This window comes from Brevefilum fermentans, assembly GCF_900184705.1.
Taxonomy (GTDB): Bacteria; Chloroflexota; Anaerolineae; order Anaerolineales; family Anaerolineaceae; genus Brevifilum; species Brevifilum fermentans.
On sequence record NZ_LT859958.1, the window covers coordinates 469205 to 491353 of the forward strand.

At 46.6% G+C, this 22149-nt stretch carries 17 protein-coding genes, 3 tRNA genes and 1 pseudogene; 1 reads left to right on the forward strand and 20 read right to left on the reverse strand.

Annotated features, from left to right (window positions below):
• Window positions 1–92: 92 nt before the first annotated feature.
• The 14 genes from CFX1CAM_RS02040 to CFX1CAM_RS02105 all read right to left on the reverse strand — a co-directional run bounded on the left by CFX1CAM_RS02040 (window position 93) and on the right by CFX1CAM_RS02105 (window position 15013).
• Window positions 93–164, reverse strand: a tRNA-Ile gene (locus CFX1CAM_RS02040).
• 42 nt (window positions 165–206) lie between these two features.
• Window positions 207–1889: a glutamine--tRNA ligase/YqeY domain fusion protein gene (locus CFX1CAM_RS02045; RefSeq protein ID WP_087861412.1), complete on the reverse strand. Its 1683-nt coding sequence runs from the start codon at window positions 1887–1889 to the stop codon at window positions 207–209.
• Between the two features lie 91 nt (window positions 1890–1980).
• Window positions 1981–3183, reverse strand: a complete 1203-nt coding sequence (locus CFX1CAM_RS02050) for an FprA family A-type flavoprotein (RefSeq protein WP_087861413.1) — start codon at window positions 3181–3183, stop codon at window positions 1981–1983.
• A gap of 11 nt (window positions 3184–3194) precedes the next feature.
• Window positions 3195–4142 carry a class II fructose-bisphosphate aldolase gene (locus tag CFX1CAM_RS02055; protein ID WP_087861414.1) on the reverse strand — a complete coding sequence of 316 codons (948 nt, stop codon included), beginning with the start codon at window positions 4140–4142 and terminating at the stop codon, window positions 3195–3197.
• A gap of 332 nt (window positions 4143–4474) precedes the next feature.
• The gene (locus CFX1CAM_RS02060; protein WP_087861415.1) at window positions 4475–4693 is read right to left on the reverse strand and encodes an RNA polymerase sigma factor region1.1 domain-containing protein; all 219 of its coding nucleotides are present in this window, start codon (window positions 4691–4693) and stop codon (window positions 4475–4477) included.
• 192 nt (window positions 4694–4885) lie between these two features.
• The gene (locus tag CFX1CAM_RS02065; protein WP_087863210.1) at window positions 4886–5212 is read right to left on the reverse strand and encodes a cupin domain-containing protein; all 327 of its coding nucleotides are present in this window, start codon (window positions 5210–5212) and stop codon (window positions 4886–4888) included.
• A 91-nt stretch (window positions 5213–5303) separates the two neighbouring features.
• The gene (hcp, locus tag CFX1CAM_RS02070) at window positions 5304–6989 is read right to left on the reverse strand and encodes a hydroxylamine reductase (protein ID WP_197687148.1); all 1686 of its coding nucleotides are present in this window, start codon (window positions 6987–6989) and stop codon (window positions 5304–5306) included.
• A 684-nt stretch (window positions 6990–7673) separates the two neighbouring features.
• A tRNA-Ser gene (locus tag CFX1CAM_RS02075) sits at window positions 7674–7763 on the reverse strand.
• Between the two features lie 37 nt (window positions 7764–7800).
• Window positions 7801–7887 (reverse strand) — tRNA-Ser (locus CFX1CAM_RS02080).
• A 173-nt stretch (window positions 7888–8060) separates the two neighbouring features.
• Window positions 8061–9170 carry a PP2C family protein-serine/threonine phosphatase gene (locus CFX1CAM_RS02085; RefSeq protein ID WP_157891645.1) on the reverse strand — a complete coding sequence of 370 codons (1110 nt, stop codon included), beginning with the start codon at window positions 9168–9170 and terminating at the stop codon, window positions 8061–8063.
• Window positions 9170–10942: an FHA domain-containing protein gene (locus CFX1CAM_RS02090; RefSeq protein ID WP_157891646.1), complete on the reverse strand. Its 1773-nt coding sequence runs from the start codon at window positions 10940–10942 to the stop codon at window positions 9170–9172. The genes CFX1CAM_RS02085 and CFX1CAM_RS02090 overlap by 1 nt, the downstream gene beginning before the upstream one ends.
• 115 nt (window positions 10943–11057) lie before the next feature.
• The gene (locus CFX1CAM_RS02095) at window positions 11058–13067 is read right to left on the reverse strand and encodes a hypothetical protein (RefSeq protein ID WP_087861418.1); all 2010 of its coding nucleotides are present in this window, start codon (window positions 13065–13067) and stop codon (window positions 11058–11060) included.
• Between the two features lie 280 nt (window positions 13068–13347).
• Complete coding sequence (locus CFX1CAM_RS02100; protein WP_087861419.1) at window positions 13348–14334, reverse strand: hypothetical protein; 987 nt, start codon at window positions 14332–14334, stop codon at window positions 13348–13350.
• Between the two features lie 196 nt (window positions 14335–14530).
• Window positions 14531–15013 carry a DUF3955 domain-containing protein gene (locus CFX1CAM_RS02105; RefSeq protein ID WP_087861420.1) on the reverse strand — a complete coding sequence of 161 codons (483 nt, stop codon included), beginning with the start codon at window positions 15011–15013 and terminating at the stop codon, window positions 14531–14533.
• A 252-nt stretch (window positions 15014–15265) separates the two neighbouring features.
• On the opposite strand from CFX1CAM_RS02105, the pseudogene CFX1CAM_RS02110 reads away from it, so the two are divergent.
• Window positions 15266–15637 (forward strand): annotated as a pseudogene (locus CFX1CAM_RS02110) (transposase); the annotation flags it as partial.
• A 424-nt stretch (window positions 15638–16061) separates the two neighbouring features.
• On the opposite strand, the gene CFX1CAM_RS02115 reads toward CFX1CAM_RS02110, so the two are convergent.
• The 6 genes from CFX1CAM_RS02115 to CFX1CAM_RS02140 form a co-directional block, all read right to left on the reverse strand.
• Window positions 16062–16766, reverse strand: coding sequence for an ABC transporter ATP-binding protein (locus tag CFX1CAM_RS02115; protein ID WP_173745464.1), 705 nt, complete (start codon window positions 16764–16766; stop codon window positions 16062–16064).
• A gap of 11 nt (window positions 16767–16777) precedes the next feature.
• Window positions 16778–17557, reverse strand: a complete 780-nt coding sequence (locus CFX1CAM_RS02120; protein ID WP_087861423.1) for an ABC transporter ATP-binding protein — start codon at window positions 17555–17557, stop codon at window positions 16778–16780.
• Window positions 17558–17572: 15 nt separating this feature from the next.
• Window positions 17573–18577, reverse strand: a complete 1005-nt coding sequence (locus CFX1CAM_RS02125) for a branched-chain amino acid ABC transporter permease (protein WP_157891648.1) — start codon at window positions 18575–18577, stop codon at window positions 17573–17575.
• Between the two features lie 18 nt (window positions 18578–18595).
• Complete coding sequence (locus CFX1CAM_RS02130; RefSeq protein ID WP_087861425.1) at window positions 18596–19456, reverse strand: branched-chain amino acid ABC transporter permease; 861 nt, start codon at window positions 19454–19456, stop codon at window positions 18596–18598.
• Between the two features lie 51 nt (window positions 19457–19507).
• The gene (locus tag CFX1CAM_RS02135; protein WP_087861426.1) at window positions 19508–20728 is read right to left on the reverse strand and encodes an amino acid ABC transporter substrate-binding protein; all 1221 of its coding nucleotides are present in this window, start codon (window positions 20726–20728) and stop codon (window positions 19508–19510) included.
• Between the two features lie 62 nt (window positions 20729–20790).
• On the reverse strand, window positions 20791–21975 hold the full coding sequence (locus tag CFX1CAM_RS02140; protein ID WP_087861427.1) for a RidA family protein: 1185 nt from the start codon (window positions 21973–21975) through the stop codon (window positions 20791–20793).
• Between the last annotated feature and the right edge of the window lie 174 nt (window positions 21976–22149).

Consider the following 22149-nt stretch of genomic DNA (forward strand, 5'->3'; position numbering starts at 1 on the left):
TTATGAGTAATACAAAAAAATCTCTGTAAAGAGATTATAACGGATAAAGCCCACAAATATAAATTAATTACAAAATCATATTGAAATCAGCATGGGCCCGGTAGGATTCGAACCTACGACCAAGCGGTTATGAGCCGCCTGCTCTGCCGCTGAGCTACGGGCCCGGCGTGAGTGAACATTATACCATATTGGCGATGGATTAATCGCTATTTTTGCATCTTCGCCCAGGTATCCACCAGCGAGATGGTGCGGTTGAAGACCGGCGCGTCGGCGCGTGTATCCACCGAGTCCAGGCAGAAGTAACCCTGGCGCATGAACTGGTAGGACTCACCCACCACCGCAGATGCCAGCCCGGGCTCCAGTTTGGCGTCCCTGACCACCTGCAGCGAATCCGGGTTGATATTGTCCTTAAAATCGCCGCCATCGGGCACGTCATAGGGGTTGGGCAGGGTAAACAGCACGTCATACAGGCGCAGTTCGGCGTCAAGCGCGTGCCGGGCGGAGACCCAGTGCAGCGTGCCGCGCACCTTGCGTCCATCGGGCGACATGCCGCCGCGCGATTCGGGGTCGTAGGTGCAGTGCAATTCGATAACCTCACCGTTCTTATCCTTAACCACGCCGGTGCAGGTGATGTAGTAAGCGTTCATCAGGCGCACTTCGCGTCCCGGCGCCAGGCGATAGAACTTGCCGGGCGGGTCTTCCATGAAATCCGAGCGCTCGATATACAGCTCCCTGCTGAAAGGAACCGCCCGTGAGGGGCTGTTTTCCGGGTCGGCAGGGAAGTAGGGGATCTCAAAATGCTCTTCCTGATCTTCAGGGTAGTTCTCGATGATCACCTTCAGCGGTTCCACCACCGCCATCACCCGTGGCGAGCGGGCGTTCAGGTCATCACGCAGGACGTGCTCCAGCAGTTCCATGTCAATGACACTGTGAGCCTTGGCGACGCCGACGGTCTCCGCAAAGGTGCGGATCGCCTCAGGGGTGTAGCCGCGCCGCCGCATGCCGGAAAGCGTGGGCATGCGCGGGTCATCCCAGCCGCTGACGTAGCCTTCCCGCACCAGTTGCAGCAGCCTGCGCTTGCTCATCACGGTGTAGGTCAGGTTCAGGCGGGCAAACTCAATTTGCTGGCTGTGAAAGATGCCCAGCTCGTCCAGGCACCAGTCATACAGCGGGCGGTGATCTTCAAATTCCAGCGTGCAGATCGAATGGGTGATGCCCTCAATCGAATCCGAGAGGGCGTGGGCGTAATCGTACATCGGGTAGATACACCACTCGTCGCCGGTGCGGTGATGGTGGGCGTGCAGGATGCGGTACAGCACGGGGTCGCGCAGGTTCAGGTTGGGCGAGCGCATGTCGATTTTAGCGCGCAGGGTGCGCGAGCCGTCGGGGAATTCGCCGGCTTTCATGCGCTGGAACAGGTCCAGGTTTTCTTCGATCGAACGCTCGCGGTAGGGGCTGTTCCTGCCGGGTTCGGTGAGGGTGCCGCGGTATTCGCGCAATTCCTCGGCGGTCAGGTCGCACACGTAAGCGCTGCCCTGGCGGATAAGCTGCAGGGCGTATTCATACAGCTGTCCAAAGTAATCTGAGGCAAAGTACAGGCGGTCATCCCAGTCGAAGCCCAGCCAGCGGATATCAGCCTGGATCGATTCCACATATTCCACTTCTTCGGTAATCGGGTTGGTATCGTCAAAGCGCAGGTTGGTCAGACCGCCATAATCCTGGGCGATGCCAAAATTAAGGCAAATCGATTTGGCGTGCCCGATGTGCAGGTAGCCGTTGGGCTCCGGCGGGAAGCGGGTGTGGACGCGGTCAAAGCGGCCGTTTTCCAGGTGTTCGTCGATAATGTCGGTGATAAAGTTTGAACGTTTGGGCGTGTGCTCTGCAGTCATGTTGAACTCCGTGGGATGATTTCTATGATCAACGATCATTTGGTGGCACAGCATGCCGTGCCACCAAACCAAATATTATTAATGGAAGATATTAAGCGGTCGATTTGACAGCCCGCGCCAGTTGTGAGCCAATTTCCCGTGCCCGAACCAGGTCTTCCTGTGTGGGTCCGCCCAGGAAATCCATGCTGTTGAGGACCTGCCAACCCAGTTTTTCAGCGATGCGGGCAAAATCAGCCTGTGCGCCGCCGCTCCAGGCTTTGCTGCCCAGGTAGGCTGGCGTTTTGTTCGCTATGTGCTTGCGATCAGCCATCATCAGCACGTCCATGGCGGTTGGGAACAGCTTGCCCTCGTAGGTTGGGGCAGCCACCAGCACGCCGCGTTGAGTCCACAGGTCGGGGAGGATATAGCTGACGTGGGTTTTGCGCACATCGTGCACGCTGACCGGCACGCCCTGCGCGGCGATCCCCTGGAGGGCAGCGTTGAGGGCGTGTTCGGTGTTGCGGTACATGGTGCCGAACAATATCGTGATACCCACCTCAGCCGGATTAAGATGGTATTCCGACCAGGTGCGGTACAGATCGATGATGCGCGCGGGATCAGCCCGCCAGATCAGCCCGTGGGAGGGGGCAATCATGCGGATTGGCATGTCGACGAATTTTTTCAACGCGCTCAGCACCGATTTGCTGAAGGCAGCCACAATATTGGAAAAATACCGCAGCGCCTCGGTTTCAAAGAAAGCCAGGTCGGCGTAATCATCGTCAAACACGCCCCCGTCCAGCGCGCCATATCCGCCAAAACCATCGCAGGAAAACAGGATGCCTTCTTCCACCAGGTAGGTCATCATGGTTTCCGGCCAGTGCACTAAGGGCGTATAGACAAAGCGCAGGGTGTACTTTCCGAGGGAAAGTTCCTGGTTATTGGAGAGCCGGGTGGTATTTTCTTCCAGCCCATAGAAATCTTTCAGCATGTCAATCGCCTTCGGCATCCCCAAAATTTGTGCGTTTGGGGCAAACTCCAGCATCCGCTTTAATGCGCCGCTGTGATCGGGCTCCATATGGTTGATGACCACATAGTCAACCGAAGCCAGGTCAACGACGGCAGACAGTTGACTCAGGTAATCATCGCTGAGCATTTCTTTAGAAAGGTCGATCAGGGCGGTCTTTTCGTCTTTGACCAGGTAGGCGTTGTAGGAAACTCCAACCTGGCTGATTGGCCATAACCCCTCAAATAAATCGGTGACGCGATCATTCACACCAACCCAGTAGATGCCCGGGCGTATTTCAATGGGTTTCATCGCCGCTCTTTTCAGCCAAGCAGGGCGCGCACAGCAGGGAGCTGGCCTGCGCTGCCCAGGTATGCGTTCTTTTCGGCGATGTATTTCGCATATTCTTCTATGAAGATTTTGCCAGGGTTGCGCAGGTCAAACACTTCGGGGTGATCGCGGAAGACTTCGCGGTGTACGCGCGTCCACACCAGGCGACCGTCGGTGTCGATATTGATCTTGGTCACGCCCAGTTTTGCGGCTTGTTTGAACTGGCTGGCATCGACGCCTTTTGCGCCTTCCAGCTTGCCGCCAGCCGCGTTGATACGGGCGACCTCATCCTGGGGCACAGAACTGGTTCCGTGCAAGACCAGCGGAAAGCCGGGCAGCTCTTTCTGGATATCCGCCAGCACGTCAAAATGCAGCGATTGCGTACCGGAGAACTTGAACGCGCCGTGGCTGGTGCCAATCGCCACAGCCAGGGAATCACAGCCGGTGCGTTCCACGAACTCGCGAGCCTGTTTGGGATCGGTGAGTTTGGCATCTGCCTCTGCCACCTGGACATGCTCTTCCACGCCGCCTAACTGACCCAGTTCAGCTTCAACCACGATGCCCCGGGCATGGGCAGCGTCGACCACGCGCCGGGTGATGGCGATATTGGTCTCAAAATCCTCGTGGCTGGCATCGATCATCACCGAGCTGTAAAAGCCTGACTCGATGCAGTCCATGGCTGTCTCTTCATCGCCATGGTCAAGATGCACAGCAAAGATGGCTTCCGGGAAGACCTCGTCTGCGCTGCGGATCAAACCTTCCAGAAATACTTTGTCGGAGTACGCACGAGCACCCTTGCTGATCTGGATGATAAAGGGCGCCTGCGAGCGCAGGTTGCCGCGGAACAAGCCTATGGTTTGCTCCAGGTTGTTGATATTATAGGCGCCAATGGCATACTTGCCATAAGCAGCTTCAAATAGTTTCTTGGTTGTAACGATCATGTTTTCTCCTTAATCTATGATGTGGTAGCTGCAGACTAAAAATGAACCGCAGACCCGATTGGACAATCACTAAAATTAGATTATACCCAGAAAAACCCATCCCTGCATTTTTGTCGCCTGATCTGCTGAAAAAAATAAGAGGGCCTTAAAAAACCCAATTTGCTACCAATGCGTTACCCAAAATGATAGCAAATTGATTAATGAAAGAAGTTGGAAACGGCTTTAAAAAATTACCGTCACAGGCAAAACCCCCTGCAGCAGCCTTTCAGACGCCAAAGCCTCTTTCATCAAAGGTAAAACCCATCAGCGAACTTCGACCAACGGCGATGACCCTATTTGGCTCCCTCGTCAAACGCGCTTGCATCGCCATACGGTATGCCTGCAGCCAATAAGGCGGCGTAGAGCCGGTCAAGTTGGTCCAGGTCCTGGTCAGGCTCGGGCATAACCGCCAGGATATCATCATAGGTCAGGTATCCCTGTTGCCTGGCGATGTGGAACAAGCGTGCCAGGGGTGAGGCTAATTCGTGGGGTGCAGATGGTTGTTCACTCATATTTCTGATCGGTAAGAGCTAAACTTGATGGAAGCATTATACTTCCTCTTCAAGCAAATGTATGTCGCCAATTTTTTTATGTGGAACAGCAAGGGTCAACTGATTTAAACAACAGGCTACATAAAGCCAGGGATCAGGTTAAGCATTGTAAAAAACTTATAACCTGATCCCTTTAATTTTTCCCTGAAGGTTTTAATCACGGGGATAGTTTTTCGGTGCGGGGGCTTTGATCACCAGCAATTCCAGCAAATCTTCGTGGGTATTCCTGACGTTCATTTTTGTTTGGTAGGGGATTTTTAACAGCGTGCCTGCCGGGTAAAAGTGATCGTCCTGGTCGTTTAAACCGATGGTGAGGGTGCCCTGCAAAACTGTCATATACACATTGGAGTTTGAGTAATGCGGCGGTAGGCCTTCGTCTTTGTTGAACAGCATGTGGATATAATCCACGTTGTCATCCTGGACCACCTTCTCCACGGTTCGTTCTGGTCCCCGCGCTAGAGTAAAAATTTCTTCAATCATTTGAAAAATTAACTTTCCTAAATTTTCCATTCGCAGAGTGCGCAGATTCTCTGCCCGGTATGCACCCTGCGAATGGCTTAAAAATTGATGATTAATTCCCGGCCATCATCGCCGCTACGTCTTCTTCAACAGTGCCGATCGTCATCAGGTTGAAGTTCTTCACCAGCACATCGATCACGTTTGGCGACAGGAACGCAGGCAGTGTGGGACCCAGGCGGATCTTGCGGATGCCCAGGTAGAGCAGCGCCAGCAGCACGATGACCGCTTTCTGCTCATACCAGGCAATGTCGTACGAGATTGGCAGGTCGTTGACATCGTCAACTTCGAAGGCTTCAGCCAGCGCCTGCGCCGTGCGGATCAACGAATAGGAGTCGTTGCACTGCCCGGCATCCAAGATGCGCGGGATGCCGTTGATCTCGCCCAGGTCGAGCTTATTGTAGCGATACTTGGCACACCCGGCGGTCAGGATCACGGTGTTATCTGGCAAGGTTTCAGCAACATCGGTGTAATATTGCCGGGTTTTATGTCGTCCGTCACAGCCCCCCATGACTACAAAACGCTGAATGTCGCCGGCTTTAACCGCGTCGACGATCGCGCCGGCATGAGCCAGGACGGTGTTGCGGGCATAGCCGGTGGTGATGGTGATATCTTCCAGCGGTTGCGGATCCGCACAGGTTTTCGCCAGCTCGATCAGCGCTGAGAAATCTTTTTGTTCGCCAGCCTTGCGGTCCGGGATATGGGTGGCGCCGGGATATCCAGCCTGGCCGGTGGTAAAGAGTCGACCGAGATAGCTGTCTTTGGCTGTGACAATGCAGTTGGTGGTCATCAGGATCGGGCCGTTAAAGGTGTCGAATTCTTCGCGTTGATGAAACCATGAACTGCCATAATTGCCAGCAAAGTGGGGGTACTTCTTAAACGCCGGGTAAGCCTGGGCGGGCAGCATCTCGCCATGGGTGTAGACATTCACACCGCTGCCTTCGGTCTGCTGGAGTAATTCGTCCAGGTCACGCAAATCATGGCCGCTGACCAGGATGCCCGGTCCTGGACGCACACCCAAATAGACCTGTGTGGGTTCGGGGTGACCATAGGTGTTGGTGTTGGCTTGATCCAGCAAGGCCATGGCGCGCAGACCCATTTCCCCGGTTTTGAGAACCAGGTCGGTCAGTTCCTCGACGGTCAGCTTGTCGTTGGTGGTGGCTTCCAGCATCTCTTGAATGAAGTGCAGCAGGTCTGAATCGGTTTCATCAAGCACGTAGGCGTGGTCAATATAGGCTGACATGCCTTTTAACCCGTAGGTGATCAGTTCGCGCAGCGAGCGGATGTCTTCATTCAAAGTCTCATCTGCCATCACGCCAACCTGGGTGGCTTTTTCCAGTAAAACTTCGATCTCGTAGGACTCCGGCTGCCAGCCAGCCCAATCGGGACCGTTGCCCGTGCAGGGATTGCCGTGCAGTTCCTCACAACGCGCCTGAGCTTCTGCACGCAGTGCCTCACGACGCTGAATGGCTTCACGGATGTAGTCAACAAACCGGTCGGGGTCGAAATTGGCATTGGTGATGGTGGCAAACAGAGCCTGGGCAACGAAGAGATTGGTGTCTTCGTGGATTACGCCCATGCCCCGGGCGCGGGTGCCCCAAAAGGCGATGCCTTTAAGCAAATAGATCAATAGATCCTGCAGGTTGGCTACATCGGCGGGCTTTCCGCACACGCCCCGCGAAGTACAGCCTGTATTGCGCATCGTTTCCTGGCACTGGAAACAGAACATTGCATCTTTCATAGTTGGTCGTCTCCTTGTATCAAATGTGTTTACGGCTTAATTCTAACATGGAGGACACAATTGAAAATATGACTTAAATCACATTAGGTGGATGGTGAATGGTGAATGGTGAATAGGAATTTGGAATTCAGGAATCAGGTAATTAGGAATCAGGTAGCAGGGATTAGGAAATAGGGGTCTTTGGTGCGGTTAGACCCCCGGGATTTGAATGCCATGCAGGTGAAGGTTTAATGTAAACCCCGGGGATATTGGTTGTGGTGAGACCCTCGGGATTTGAAAGCCAGGTAGGTAAAGAATAAACAAAAACCCCGGGGGTCTAGTTTGTGGTCAGACCCCTGGGGTTTGAATGCCAGGTAGGTGACGATTCAACATAAAACCCCGGGGGTCTTTGGTTGCGGTGAGATCCCCGTGGTTTGAATGCCAGGCAGGTGAAGATGCAACGCATACCTCCGGAGGTCTTGTTTGTGGTTAGACCCCCAGGGTTTGAATGCCAGGTAGGTGAAGATTCAACGTAAACCCCGGGGGTCTTTAGTTCAGTTAGACCCCCGGGGTTTGAATGCCAGATAGGCGAAGATCCAACGCAAACCCTTGGGGTCTTTGGTTGCGGTGAGACCCCCGGGGGATTAGATAACCAGCCGTTAAAAAACAGGCTTGCAAATTTCCATTGCAAGCCAGATCCTTCAGCGGGGAGGGGGGGATTCGAACCCCCGGTTGAGCTACAAACCCAACAACCACTTAGCAGGCGGCCCCAATCAACCACTCTGGCACCTCCCCAAGCTTCAATTGTTTATTTTACCCTCAAACTTCCAGGCGGAGGGAGAGGGATTCGAACCCACGGTGGGCGTAAACCCACACCTGTTTTCAAGACAGGCGCCTTAAACCACTCGGCCATCCCTCCAGGTTACAAATTCTAACACTAATAGCCGATTTCTACCAGCCGAAACTTAATCATACCTTTCACGACTGAAGATGCAATCACTTACCGGACTGTGTTGCAGTTAAAATCTCATCGGCTCTCACAACATTCTCACAAGCTGCATCAACAGAAACGTATTCAAAGGCAGGCGCAGGTTACTCGCTTTGTAGAGTATGAGTCGGCCAGGGCGTCAGGGTCGGACCTTGCTCTCGCACTGGCGAAGGGCTGGCTTCAATCACAGCCGGTGCCGTTTCAGCAGCAGGAGGCGTCCCTGGCTCCTGGGTGAAAAGTACACGGGTTACAACCGACGTTGGCGACGCCTGCAAATCAAAACGCGCGGTTTGCCAGCGCAGACCAAAATAAACCGCCAGGGCCAGCAAACTTATCAGAACCAGCCCGACCACACAGCCTCGCAGGATTAGACCCTTGCGAGCGCGATTCACCGGTTGATCCCGCTCTCCAGGAACCCTGAGCAGGACAACAGTCGTGTTATCATGCCCGCCGCGCGCATTTGCCAGGTCAATCAGCGCAGCAGGTGTGCGTTCCAACGGAGTCGACTTGACCAGGCGCTGAATCTCATGATCAGAGACGAGATCCGTCAGACCGTCACTGCATAACAGCAGAGTATCTCCCGCTTCGAGCGGCAAGCCCTGGTTCTCGATCGCCTGCGCGTCGCTTTCACCGTCAAAAAACCACAAGCGGAAATCAGGCTGCGGGTCCCTGGCGGAGCCCAAATAACGGCGGATGACATGCGCGTTTGGGTGCTCCTCGCCGTGTGCATCGCTGATGATCCCAGCATCATAGGCTTCTTGCAACCAGGTGTGATCCGTCGTAAGCTGCAAGATGTGCTCCCCGCGCAGCAGGTAAATTCGTGAATCGCCCAGGTTCGAGGTATATAGTCTGTCGGCGATCACCCAGGCACAGACACAGGTCGTGCCCATGCCCCTATGCCCCTGCACTGAAAGAGAAGCCTCAAAGATGGCATGATTGGCGCGTTGGATGGCATTTTCCAGGGTTTCTAGCGGCTGAAGCCCATCACTGGCTGTGATGACCTCGGTAACGGTTGTCACACCCAGTTGTGCGGCGATCTCACCGGCGCGATGTCCACCGATCCCATCGCACAGAACGGCTAACAATGCCGGGACCTTTCCCCCGGCGCCGGTCATAAATGCTGATACGCCGTAACGGTCTTCATTATTTTTGCCAACCAGGCCAGGGTGACTGGCAGCAGCAATATCCAGGTGGGCTTGATTAAGATTGGTCATCATTCCAGTTTGTATTTTTCAATCGTGGCACCGGGTGGTGATTCCATATCCATGATTGTAAACCGAAATCCCGCCGAGCCAATGTGAATCAGGTCGCCAGGATGCAATTCGACCGGCTGATTGCCAATCGGGTTGTAGTTTATCCAGGTTCCGCACCTGGATCCGCAATCCATCAGCCAGAAGGTGCCCTGTTCAACCTGCAAGCGTGCGTGCAATCCATCAATAGTATCCCCGCTAAGGAGCAGGCTGGCGCGCTCCGGGTCGCTGCCGATGACCGTGCGCGCCTGCATAATCTGAATGGCAGCCTGTTTCCAGCCTGAAATTCCGCTCTCCAGGGGCAGCAAGGTGGCGAAGGGACCGCCCTGATCTCCTGTCTCAGGTGATTTCTCAGCAGTAGATATCGACCTGGATGAAAACAGCTTATTAAATAAGCGCTGCACAAACGCCGAGCGGAAAAAATTGAGCACTCCCCAAACAACTAAAATCAAGGCTGCCCCAGCCAATACCACCCAAACAAGGATCAGACCAATGCGTTGAACCGGCTGCGGGGGTTCAGTTTCGGGCAAGCTCAGCTCAACCCGGATCGGGGTCAGGATTGTCTCACCAGAAAGTCCAAGGGTATCTTCCACCCCCACCTGGATGACGTATTCGCCAGTTTTCTCCACAGCGGATAGATCCCAGGTCAGAAGCTCAAACGGCGCTTCAGTGCGCTCATCCACCATCTGCCCATCCACGAACAAACGGCTGAAACTCAAATCACGCGGATAACCATCAGGGAACTCCAGCATGAATTCAATCGCCACACTCCTGGGAAGGAGAGATTCAAGATTCTCATCCCAATTTTGGGGTGCCGAGCGGGTGATCGTCGCCGGCGGGCTGATTAAAATCGGCTTGGGCGCGTGGACATTGAGATAAAATTCGCTGCTCTCGCCGTGTAGAGCGCCGTCCGCGGTTTCAACACGGATGGCATAAGTGCCCTCCTGGCGAATGCCGGACACAAAGGACAGGTCATAATAAACGCCAATATCCTCAAAATAACGTTCCGGGTCGGGAGGGGCGCCGACGCCGGTGAAATGAAAAAACTCACCGCCGGTGGCGTTTGCCAGGTTAATCAACGCCCTGCCCTGGTCATTGTTGAGAAAGAATTCTTCGCCCAGCATCCACACATACACCTGGATTTCAGCCGTGCGGGCTGTTTCAGCCAGGGTCAATAAGGGAGTGATTTCCTCGGGTGTCGGCGGGGGCGTGATATACAGCAGGGCTTTATCCACCCCAAAGGGCACAACCCGTTCTTCAGACAGCCGCAATGCCAATTCAAGGCTGACCAGGTCGGGCGTCATACTACGGAAATTGGGTTGATAATTCTGCAGCGTTTCTACCCATGCCTGGCGGTCATGGCTGTTGCTAATCAGCGGACCTTCCTGCACCACCAGTGAAAGGGTGTCTTCTGAGCTTAAGCGACGCCCCAGGGCCCAGTCAGAAAACGCCAACTGAATGCGGTGATAGGGTGATTCGCCGTTGACATCACGTACATCCAGGCGCCGATCGCCGTTGATCGCCAGGGTGAAGTGCACACCGCCGCGTCGCTTTTCCAAGCTGATGACTTCAACACGCCTTCCATCTTCCAGTACGGTCAGGGCTTCCCTTTGCAACGGCGTCACCGCCGCTCGGGGGAAGAATTTGGGTTTAATTTGTGTAGAAAGAAGGGGAAAGTCGGAGGTATCTGGCGGAAGGACGATCAATGTATCCCCTACCTGTGCTTGCACACGCATCGGTAAAGAAAAACCAACCCGGAACATCAGGTTGGTTACTAAGAATAAAATACAGATTAGAAAGGGTGATCTGTCAGTGAAACGTGAGTTTTTCCGATCAGGGCGTCCTTTAGGGTCACTTCCAACCTGAAAAGGCTGATGTGTTGAGAATGGTGCAAGATCCTGAAACATTTTCGTCTTCATCACTAAATGAAATGGAAGCGGTCGCGCCTGAGTTTAAACTGAAGTTTGCCCATCCAATGGTTGCATGACCGTCAGGTCCTCCGGAAAATTCACCGGTTGAAACTCGCTCTCCCAAATTATCGACACTGCAATCATCCCATAGAAAATTCACATATGACCAGGTATAACTTGCCCCTGAATATTCAGCCCCGCCCAAAGCCCCAACGTTCCAAAATTCAAGGGAGAATGGAATCGTAAATGAGCATACGCGAGTTGATCCATCGTCATAGACATTTGTAAATGTGATTACATAATCACCGGTGCAGGTGACCTTCTGGGGTTCAACACCATGGATCAAATTTTCATCTTCGATCAATCCCATATCGATGAGCGCCTGGTGATAGGCTTTTTCAGCCTGTTCGGGGCTTATTTCCCTGTTAATATACCATGTCCGCGCCAATTGTGCGATTTGTTGACCATAAATCTGGGTGCCCGGTCGATCAATGTCCTCATCAAAGGAGTGGAAGATAATCTCTGTTCTGCCCGTATCCCGCATAATTTTCTCAGTCATCAGAAACAAACGATTCATCAGCGTTTCAAGGTCCTCTTGCCCGGCATACATCGGATTCACGCTATCCCGAATCAGGAGCTGTTGATTTGCAAACAACTCGATCAGCTTTTCCTGTTTATCCTTAATTTCATCAATCTTTTCCTGGTTCGAAAGGCGTTCATCAAATTGTGCTTTTAATGCTTCCATACCATTACGTGCAATCGCATTTCTTTCGTCTTCGCTCAATTGGTCAGGGTCGATCCCACGACGGTTACAGTAGGAGGACACATAATCCGATTGCACTTTCGCAAAAACACCGCGCATTTGCGGAGACAATTGGTCCCAATCCTGTGCATCTACTGAATAGCCAAACCATTCACCTTCTGCACCATTCTTATAGACCTGGAAGGCTTTTTCAAGCTCAGGATTGAACCAGACGTTAGTGATGACTTCATTGGACAATTCAACAACCCGGTTTGCAAATTTTTTTAAATCGGAGATCAGTATTGCATTGTTGGTCAGGTCATTTGCAAAGCTTTTTACTTGGTCGCTGGTGATTTCTTTTAGCAGGTTATCGTCCGATGCGACATATTTTCCAAGAACTTTCAAAGTTTCTTCCAGTGTGGATTGCGTTAATTCTTCAGAATCATGATCATATATGGCAACAGCGATACTGCCAAAGGGCATTTGTTCCACAACGCCCTTTGTGATGATCTCCAGCACCCGGTTATCTTTTATTCCCGCACCTTGCTCCAGGATTGTTTTTACCATTGCTTCCACCTCTTCCTGTGATTTTCCCAGTGTAGTCTCTTTCACAAAGGTTTCGGTGGCTTTTTGCTCCAGGTATTTTTCTATCCGCTTGGCTTCTTCTGCTGAAAATGGGGCATGCTGGCTGAAATGGAAGGTGGTGAAGGTCAAGACACCCTGATCCAGGTCGACCGAATCCGGTTTAAAAAAGTACCAGCCATGCTGTTCATTGTAATAGCCAACAAAAACTTCGCCGGGTTCCTTGATCCCGGCAGCATCAAATTTCATCCTCACCTGCATGGGTTGGTCAGAACGGGTTTGCGCGCTTTCAAGCTCCACATTCAGGGTTGCTCCAAGCCCTACCCAGCCTTCTTCCGGTAAAGCCGGTAGCGTGTCCGAATAGCTTATAGACGCTGAAGCATCTGTCATAAAGGCGCCTGCTGGAATTTGAACCCGGGCAGGCTCACCTTCCAGCCCACCCAGAGTCGTGTCCTGTTCAACAGCAATTGGAATGGGGGCCTTCGAGGGGACATCCGGGGTCGTTCCTTGTGAATCACCATCGATTAATTTTTTAACGCGCTTATAGGGAGCCTGCAGGAAAGCGTGAGGATAGACGCGACAAGGAAACACAATAAAAGGTTTTGCCGATTTCTTTTCATTTTTCACTCTCTTTGGGTGTGTGTTATTGTTTCTATTTCGATTATAAAGACTCCTTATCTAAATGTCAAATTAATTCTTGATAAAGCTGACATCAGTTCCTTTTGTTCAATAATGCTATGATATGGAAAAAACCAACATGCAATACAAGGTTGGTTTCTAAGGATAAAACACGCATTAGAGAAAGCAATCTGCCAGAGAAATCCTTGCTTCTCTGGCAGGAGAGCCTTTTAAGATTTTTGGTAACGATAACTATTCGGGTTTTGTGTTCGGCAAGGAATGCCTGGCGCTAATCCTCAACCGGTGTTTCATTTAGCAATGTTGGCTTGAGGTCCTCATTCACAGGCAAGCGGCGATATGCCAGCGTCCAGGCGGACAGAAGATAAGCGCGTAATACACCACCCAGGAAAATTAAAATCGGCAAAATGCCCAGCGCTAACAAGACGCTGAGGACCAATCCCGTGATCAGAGTTCCTGAACCGGCGGAGGCAACAATTGCCAGGTTGATCGCAAAAGGCAATGGAACAATCAGAAGTGGCAGGGTGATCAACACCCCGACAATCGCACCGCCAATACCGAGAATCAGGAAGATGATCAGCACACGCAGAAGGTTGCCGGTGATCATCCGCCATGCTCGGGTAATAGCCGGGAAGATTCCTGAGCCCTCTTCAACAATGGCAATGATGGTCAAGAACAGCATTGTTTGAATAAACCAGCCAACCGGGATTAGCAAAAATAAACCCACACAGCAGGTGCAAAACATCAATATCAGGATGGGAGCCATCAGGAAGAGTGTGACGATCAAAGAGGCGAGTGTATAGCCTAATTTCAACAAAACCACTTTCCAGTAGTGCGGTTTTAATGCTGAAAAAATCTTGCGCAATGAAAGCGGCGGTGCGTCCTCGTCAGCCTGATCCGCCATGCTGGCGCCGGCAATCACGCCGGTTTCACCAAGGGTGCCCAACAGGAAAAGGACCACCGACAGAATCAACACCACCACAAACAACCCGATGGCAAGTAATATCCACACCCAAACATCAATGCCAGCGATAAATTGGGCGAAATCGGTTAATGCTTTTTGGGTTGAAGAACACAGAAAATTTAGCGAGTCGGGTTTGATGGTGGTGTTGGTTCCACTACTGCCTGCGCTGCTCCATCCTCCGCTGCTGCCGCCCACGCCAGACGCACTGCAACCCGCCAGAATGCCAAACAACCATAAGATCTTATTTTTCCAGATGATTTTCCAGGCTTTTGAGAGTATTTCTCCATAATTCATGATTGCGCTCCTTGTTTGATGAGGATCGGTCGTAAAAGCAATGTATCCTCACCCCTGATTATAAATGAAAAATGGGAATAATCGGCTGAATATCAATTCAACAACAAATTCTACTCAGAAGTCCGCGCGGCGAATCGGGTTGTTCTAATTAATCAAGACGATGATTTTTACCATTCGAGCTGGCAATGTTATTGTTTTATATCTTTTTATTTTTAAGTTTTAAGATCAGATGACGAAAACCGGTGATAAAAAACGTTATCAATCCGCCAAATATAAAAAGGAAGCCCATCGGCAGCAAGAAAAAATTCTCATGCAGGATTCCGGCTTCATCAATATATTCTACCGAAGCGCCCTTTATCAGGATCAGGATAAAGCCAAACAATAGCAACGCTGCCCCAACGGCGATGCTGATCAAATTCAACCTGGCGCGCCGTGTCTCACTTCCATCTCTGATGAGTTTTTCTTTGATATTGCTCATATTTTCACCTCCAAGAATAAGTTGATCAAGTGAGAGATGAAAAACGTTAGAAATGGTGATCAACATTTCAATATCTGGAAGATTGCGATTGCCCTCCCAGTTAGAAACAGCCTGCCGGGTCACATTGAGCTTGCTGGCCATTTGTTCCTGGGTTAAATTGTTTTCAAGCCGAATAGACATGATTTGCTCTCCAAAATCCATTGTGTTCATCTCCTTTGACCAGCTTTATCTTACATAGGAAAGTGATTAATACAAGAAAGCATCGCTTGCGCAATCGATTTTAATGACAGCGCTTGTTTCTCATTAATTCCAAGTCATTTTACCTGACGAATTAAAGTAAGAAATTAATTATTTGAATCAATCCTCAGAAAAAAGTCTGTGAACGATAGCTTTTTCTTTAAATCCTCCAATTTATGAGAGGTGAAGCCGATTATTCAGTAATGCAAACCCTTAACGTTACGGAAAGAGGTAGCAGCTAATATCCGGGCAATATTCAATGTGCCAGATAAAATGACTGCAGAGCAGTATCTCAAGGTGATCATTGAAAAGTATGCTCGTTCTGCAACACGACTGTCTGCCTGGATGGAGGAAAACCTGGCTGAAGGTTTTACCGTCTTTGATTTTCCACTTGAACATCGAAGATCGATCAGAATCACGAACAACCTGGAAAGGATAAATAGAGAAAATCATAGAAGAACCAGAGTCGTAGGTGTATTTCCAAACGAAGCTTCTTGTTTGAGACTAATCTCAGCTCGATTGATGGAGATTAGCGAGGATTGGCAAATCGGCAAACGTTATTGCGCTGCCAGGTCATTCGATTATTAAAGTGCAATGGATATTTCTGGCTCGAATTTACAGAAAAAAGGTTGCATAATCGAGCTTTCTCGTCCTTGCAACAATAAAGCAAAAATTGTTGCAAAATATTATTAATATCCTAATCAATTTTTGTGTAGCTTATGATTTGAATGGACAGACAGGGTATAAGATATCGCCTGTTGCCGATCAGCTGTTCTATGTTCAAATCGTTGGAAAAATTATTGTCCTTTATGAAGTAGAAGATCTTCTTCCTTAAGATTGGCAGCATGCTCACGTGTTTATTATAAATACCGAACGGTATTTCTAGCTCGAATTTATAGTAAGGAAGTTGAAAAATCTAATTATATTCTAATTAATTCCTTCAATCCAAATACAATCCATATAATGTCTGTGAAGAATCAAATTATGATTAAGTGCTTTCTAAATAAAAGTATTAAATTCCTAAATATGCTTTTCGTATGCTTTCATTTATTAACAAATCTTTCGACAAGCCGGTCATTACAATTTTACCATGCTCGATTACGTAAGCACGATCAGAAATTTCTAAACCGATTTGCACATCCTGTTCAACCAAAACTATTGATATACCACGTCTTCGTAGCACAGCAACAATTTCTATTAATTCATCAACTATTTTAGGGGCCAAACCTAAAGAAAGCTCATCTATAAGCAAAATTTTCGGGGATGACATTATTCCTCTACCAATTGCGCACATTTGTTGTTCGCCGCCACTTAATTTTCCTGCCAATTGATTACGTCTTTCTTTTAATCGTGGAAATATTTCAAAAACATATTCTAAATCTTTTTTTATATCTTCTTTATTTTTTCGCAAATAAGCACCCATCAATAAATTATCCATAACAGTCATGCCTGGAAACAATCGACGACCCTCAGGAACATGTGCTATACCCAACCCGACGATTTTATCGGCAGGAGCATAAATTATTGACTTACCATCGAGAACAATATCGCCACTCCGATTTAATATTAATCCAGATATTGTTTTCAATAAAGTAGACTTTCCAGCCCCATTTGCCCCCACTAATGAAAGAATTTCGTTTTGAAAAAGATCTAGTGATATTTCAAACAAGGCTTGAGCAGAACCATAATAAGAGTTCAAATTACGCACACTGAGAATGTTCATAATTATTACTGCTCCTTATTGTTCTTTGCAAATCGAGAGCCAAGGTATGCAGAAATAACTTTAGGATCATGAGATACGTCTTCTGGAGCACCGCATGCAATCATACGACCATAATCCATAACGATTATCCGTTTAGATATCCCCATAATTACTTTCATAATGTGTTCGATCATAATTATTGTGACGCCTTCATTACAAATTTTTTTCACTAGATCCATCATACCAATTACTTCCTGATGATTTAATCCTGCCATCACTTCATCAAGAAGAAGAAGCTGTGGATTCATAGCTAACGCTCGACCGATTTCAAGCCTTTTTTGTCCAGAAAGGGTCAAGTCTTTGGCAAGCTGATTATTACTTTTTGTTAATCCAACAATCTGAAGTATATTTTCCGTATGCTCGTATGCCTTCCTTGCCTGTCGAGTCGACATGCATGAAAATATATCATTTCCAATACTTTTTATTGATTTCCCAAACAAAGCAGCTGTCATGATATTATCTTCAACGGTTAAATTTCGTAAAGGTTTGACAATTTGAAAAGTTCGAGCAATTCCTTTTCTTGCTCTTTGAAATGTGGGGTGATTATTTATTTTTTTTCCTTGATAAATTATTTCACCAGAGGTTATAGGAATAGTACCACTAATTAGGTTAATTAATGTTGTTTTTCCGGATCCATTAGGCCCAATTATCCCCAACAATTCACCTTTCTTTACAGAGAAACTTACATCGTTAACAGCAGTAAGTCCACCAAAATTCTTGGTTAAATTAATTACTTGTAATACCATGATATTTATCCATCGTTAAATTCGATATTTTTTTAAATTCTCTTGAATAGTCTTGCCAAAATTTTTAAATGACAATTTTTCTTTTCGATGTAAAAAAAGATCCATTACTCCCTGAGGAAGAAAAATTACAGTTAAGATTAATACCATGCCAAGGAAACCCGTATGGTACTCAATAAAATTACTCCATAATAATTCTGAAACCAAAGAGATCGCAACTCCACCGATAATTGGACCAAGTACAGTACCTGCTCCACCGACCATGGCCATTATAATAACTAAAACTGACATTTTGCTATCAAATGCGGAAATTGGATCAATATAAGTTAACCAATAAGCGTACATACCTCCAATTACAGAGGAAAGAAAACTACTTATAGTAAATCCAATTGATTTATAAGCTGTTGTATTAATTCCCAGAGCTTTTGCTGCATCTTCATCTTCTTTAATTGCATGAAGGCCATAACCCAAGCTTGATTTTGACATTCTTATACAAATTAATGTAACAATAATTGTAAGAACCAGCATATTATAATAAAAATATCTATTCATTGTAAGAATTGACATACCAGAGATCGGTAAAGCTAAACCAGTTCCCCCGCCTGTGATATCATTCAAATTATTGGAAATTTCTCTAAAAACGAAAGCCAAAGCATAAGTCGCAATTGAATAGTAACCGGATTTTAATCGTAAAATTGGGGGCCCTAAGAATAAAGATACTATTGTTGAGATTGTACCAGCAATTAAAATTGACAAATAAATACTAAACCCTAAATTCATAAAAACGCCAGTTGCATAAGCACCAATTCCAATAAATCCAACCAAACCTAAGTTTATATATCCCGCAAAGCCTCCAAGAATATTCCATATTTGACTTAATGCAACATACATAATAATTGAAGTTGCCAATCTAACAAGATAACCTTTAAAAATGAAAGGATAAACAACTAAAAATAGAATACTTACAAAAGAAAATGTTAATGTTATTATGCGGCGCTTATCTTTTAATAATATTAAATTCAATTTTATCATCCTTTCAAATTAATAATATTCTTTCCCAAATAACCCTCGTGGGCGGATTATTAAAAATATGATCAATAAGGCGAAAGGTATTGCATCTTTTAAGCCAGCACCTAAATAAATGGACCCAATTGTTTCAAGGAGGCCCATAATAAGGCCACCAACCAGTGGTCCGACCATGCTTCCTGTCCCGCCTAAAATACAAATTGCGAATGCTTTACCTGCATATAGAACACCTAAGTTAGGTGAAATTGGTCCAAGCATTGATAACAAAGAACCGGCTGCTCCTGCTAGTGCTGCCCCAATTCCAAAAGTAAAAGCATATGTGTTTGGTATATTAACTCCCACTAATCTCGCAGCATCAAGGTCCATTCTGGCTGCCGTTATTGCTTTACCAAATTTTGTTTTCTCCATTACTAAATATAAAAACCCTGTGACGATGAAAGAAATAAAAAAGGCAATCAGTCTCGTTACTGGAACTGCAGTTCTAAAAAAAGAAATACTTGCACCTGCATTTGAAACAAGTACTGTACGAATTTTTCCAGTCCAAATAAGTAACGCGATATTTACTATGACCATATCAAGCCCAAATGTAAAAATTAATGTCATGTACGTTGGAGCTCTGACAATAAGATTTAACAAGTACTTTTGAATTACATACCCAATCACAAATAGTAATAACATTGAAATTGGGATCGTTAACAGAGGATCTATTCTATAGTTTGCTGTAATCCAATAAGTTAAATATGCTCCTAGCATTATTAGTGCGCCATGGCTAAAATTAATAATTTTCATTACACCATTTACAAGTGAAAAACCAGAAGCAACTAAAGCATATATTCCACCTAAAAGTAGACCGCTTATTATAGCCTGTAATGACATGATTGCCTTTTCTTTTACTCGAAACGCTAAACAAATTATTAATTTAGATTCTTAGCGTTCATCCCAAGGGGGTATTGGATAAACAAACTCGGACTGCTTTATATCCTCTGGAAGGAGAACTAAATGTTTGCCATCCAAGATCTGCATAACTGGGGGAATATAACTATCAACTATTCCAATTTCTGAAAACTTAATAGGTGCAAAGAAAGTTTCAAAAGTCTCAGTAGCCAAAGCTTCACGGACTTTAATTGGATCCAGTGAATTAGCTTTCTCGATAGCTTGGGCAAGAACCACAGCTGATACTGCAGCACCCGCATGGGGGTAATCAGGTTTAAACCCATATTTTTTCTCAAAAAGATCAACAAAGTTCTTTGATGTTTTAAATACATCAGTACCTTCGTAAGTGACGACTTCATGCCACCAACAAGCAGTTGTAACATACTCACTTGATTCCCCCAAACCTTCTACAAACTCTCGAAATGCAGCTCCTGCAACCATAGATTGCATTTTCGTGGAAATTCCGAGTTCTTTAACCTGTCTAAAAAACTGTAACCCATCTTCTGCATACCCTGTCATAAATAGCCAATCAGGGCTTGTTTTTGCAACATCTATTAACATTGCAGAAAAATCAGTTGTCCCGATTGCATATTGATCAAAATAGTTAACTTCGATTCCCCGTTTCTCACAAGATGTGATTAGTTCATTTGCAATTGAAAGAGGAAATAAGTCGTTACGGCTAACAATCGCTATGCTCTTGACGCCTTTTGAAAGAGCAAGGTCTGTTAATGGTTCCGCCAATGTTGCGTTTTCTGTAAATATTCCAAAAATGAACTTATATCCATCAGTAAACACTTCAATTGAACTGGCAGAAGGCGCGACCATTGGTATTTGATATTTTTCTGTTACTGCGCTTACCGCTTTTGCGGCTCCAGAGCCCATCGGCCCAAGGAGAAAATCAACCTTATCTTCAGTAATCAATTTTTCAGCAAGTTTAACGGCTGTAGCAGTATCAGATTGGTAATCATAATATACAATTTCAACCAGATACTTTTCACCGTTTACCGTAATTCCGCCAGCTTTGTTTGTTTCCTCCGCCCATAAATCGTAACCTTTTTGGTGTTTATCCCCTTCCATAGCAAGATTGCCTGTAAAGGGTTGTGCGGCCCCGAATCTGATAACTTTTGGTTTTTCTTCAGCCTTTTGACAACCCCCAAAAGACACACTAAGAAGAATTATCAGCAAAAAGTATAAAATTGTTTTCTTGATTCTCATTTCTAACTCCTATTTTCTGATATTGTATTTTACAAATAAACATTAAAAATTATATGAACCCTTTATATTTCATTGACCTCCTTTCGTTTTTGTAGATTAATACAAGCTATCCCTTCAATCTCTACAACATAATCATAAGCCAAGCCTGCGACTTCAAACGCTGATCGGGCAGGGAAATCCTTTTTAAAATATTCTTGATAAATTCTATTAAAAAATTCAAAATATCGAATATTTGTTAAATAGCAAGTAGTTTTTACAAAATCATCTGGACTTGCACCTACTTTTTCACCAATAGCAAGCAGGTTCTCCATCATTTGTCGGGTTTGACCTTCAAATGTTTTTGGCACATTACCTGTTTTAGGATCATATCCAACTTGACCAGAAATAAATACCATTTCTTCAGCTCTAACACCTTGACAAAAGGGCATATCAAATAAGGGTGCCTTCTCGGTTCTGATTCTTTCTACATCATCCCCAACATATGCAATACCTTCAATTTCTATATCATACGGGCCTGCAAGTCCAGTGACCCCGAAGCAAGATCGGGCAGGTGGGTTGTTATCTTTTTGAAAATATTCACTATACACTTCATTAAATAAATCAAAACGAGACATGTCCTTCAAAAAAACCGCGCATTTTATGATATTTTCTTTGGTACCTCCACCAGCTTCAACAACTGCAATTAAATTTTCAATTGCTTGTCTAATTTGATCACGAAAATCTTCAACCGGCCAACTATCTGAGGGCTTCGCTGGAACTTGCCCAGAGGGATAAATGAAATTGCCGACTTTTATACCTTGAACCAAAGGAACAGAAAAACGCGGTGCATCTTCTGTAAAAATTATTTCTTTTTTTTGTGTATTCCAAGAATCCGATGTGAACCCGAACGCTTCAACTTCCAATTCATATGGGCCAGCAAGAGAAGGAATCTCAAATGCAGATCGACTTGGAAAATTTTTATTAAAGTATTCAGCATAAATACGATTAAAAATACTGAAGTAGTTTAAATCTTTCAAAAAAACAGTGCATTTGATAAAGTCTTGAGGACTCATACCTCCTTCATCTGAAACATATAGCAAATTTTCCATCACTTTGCGGGTTTGTTCCTCAAAGCCACCAACAACTTCAAGCGTATCAGGGCTAGCTCCAACCATACCTGAAGGAAAAACGCGGTTTCCAAATTTTGTCCCTTGTGAAAGCGGAACCTTGAATATTGGGGCTTTACTTGTCCTTAATATTTCTTTCATTTTCGAATTTCTCCTATTCTTTAAAATTTGTTAACTAAATTATCTGGTAAACATTCCCTTAAAAATTATTCCAAAAACAAAATCGGTTCACTTTTTCAGAATAAGGGTCGAGGAAATTATTCATGTTCATAAACTAAAATAAAAGAATGGATAAACTGAGCTCTCTCATGTACA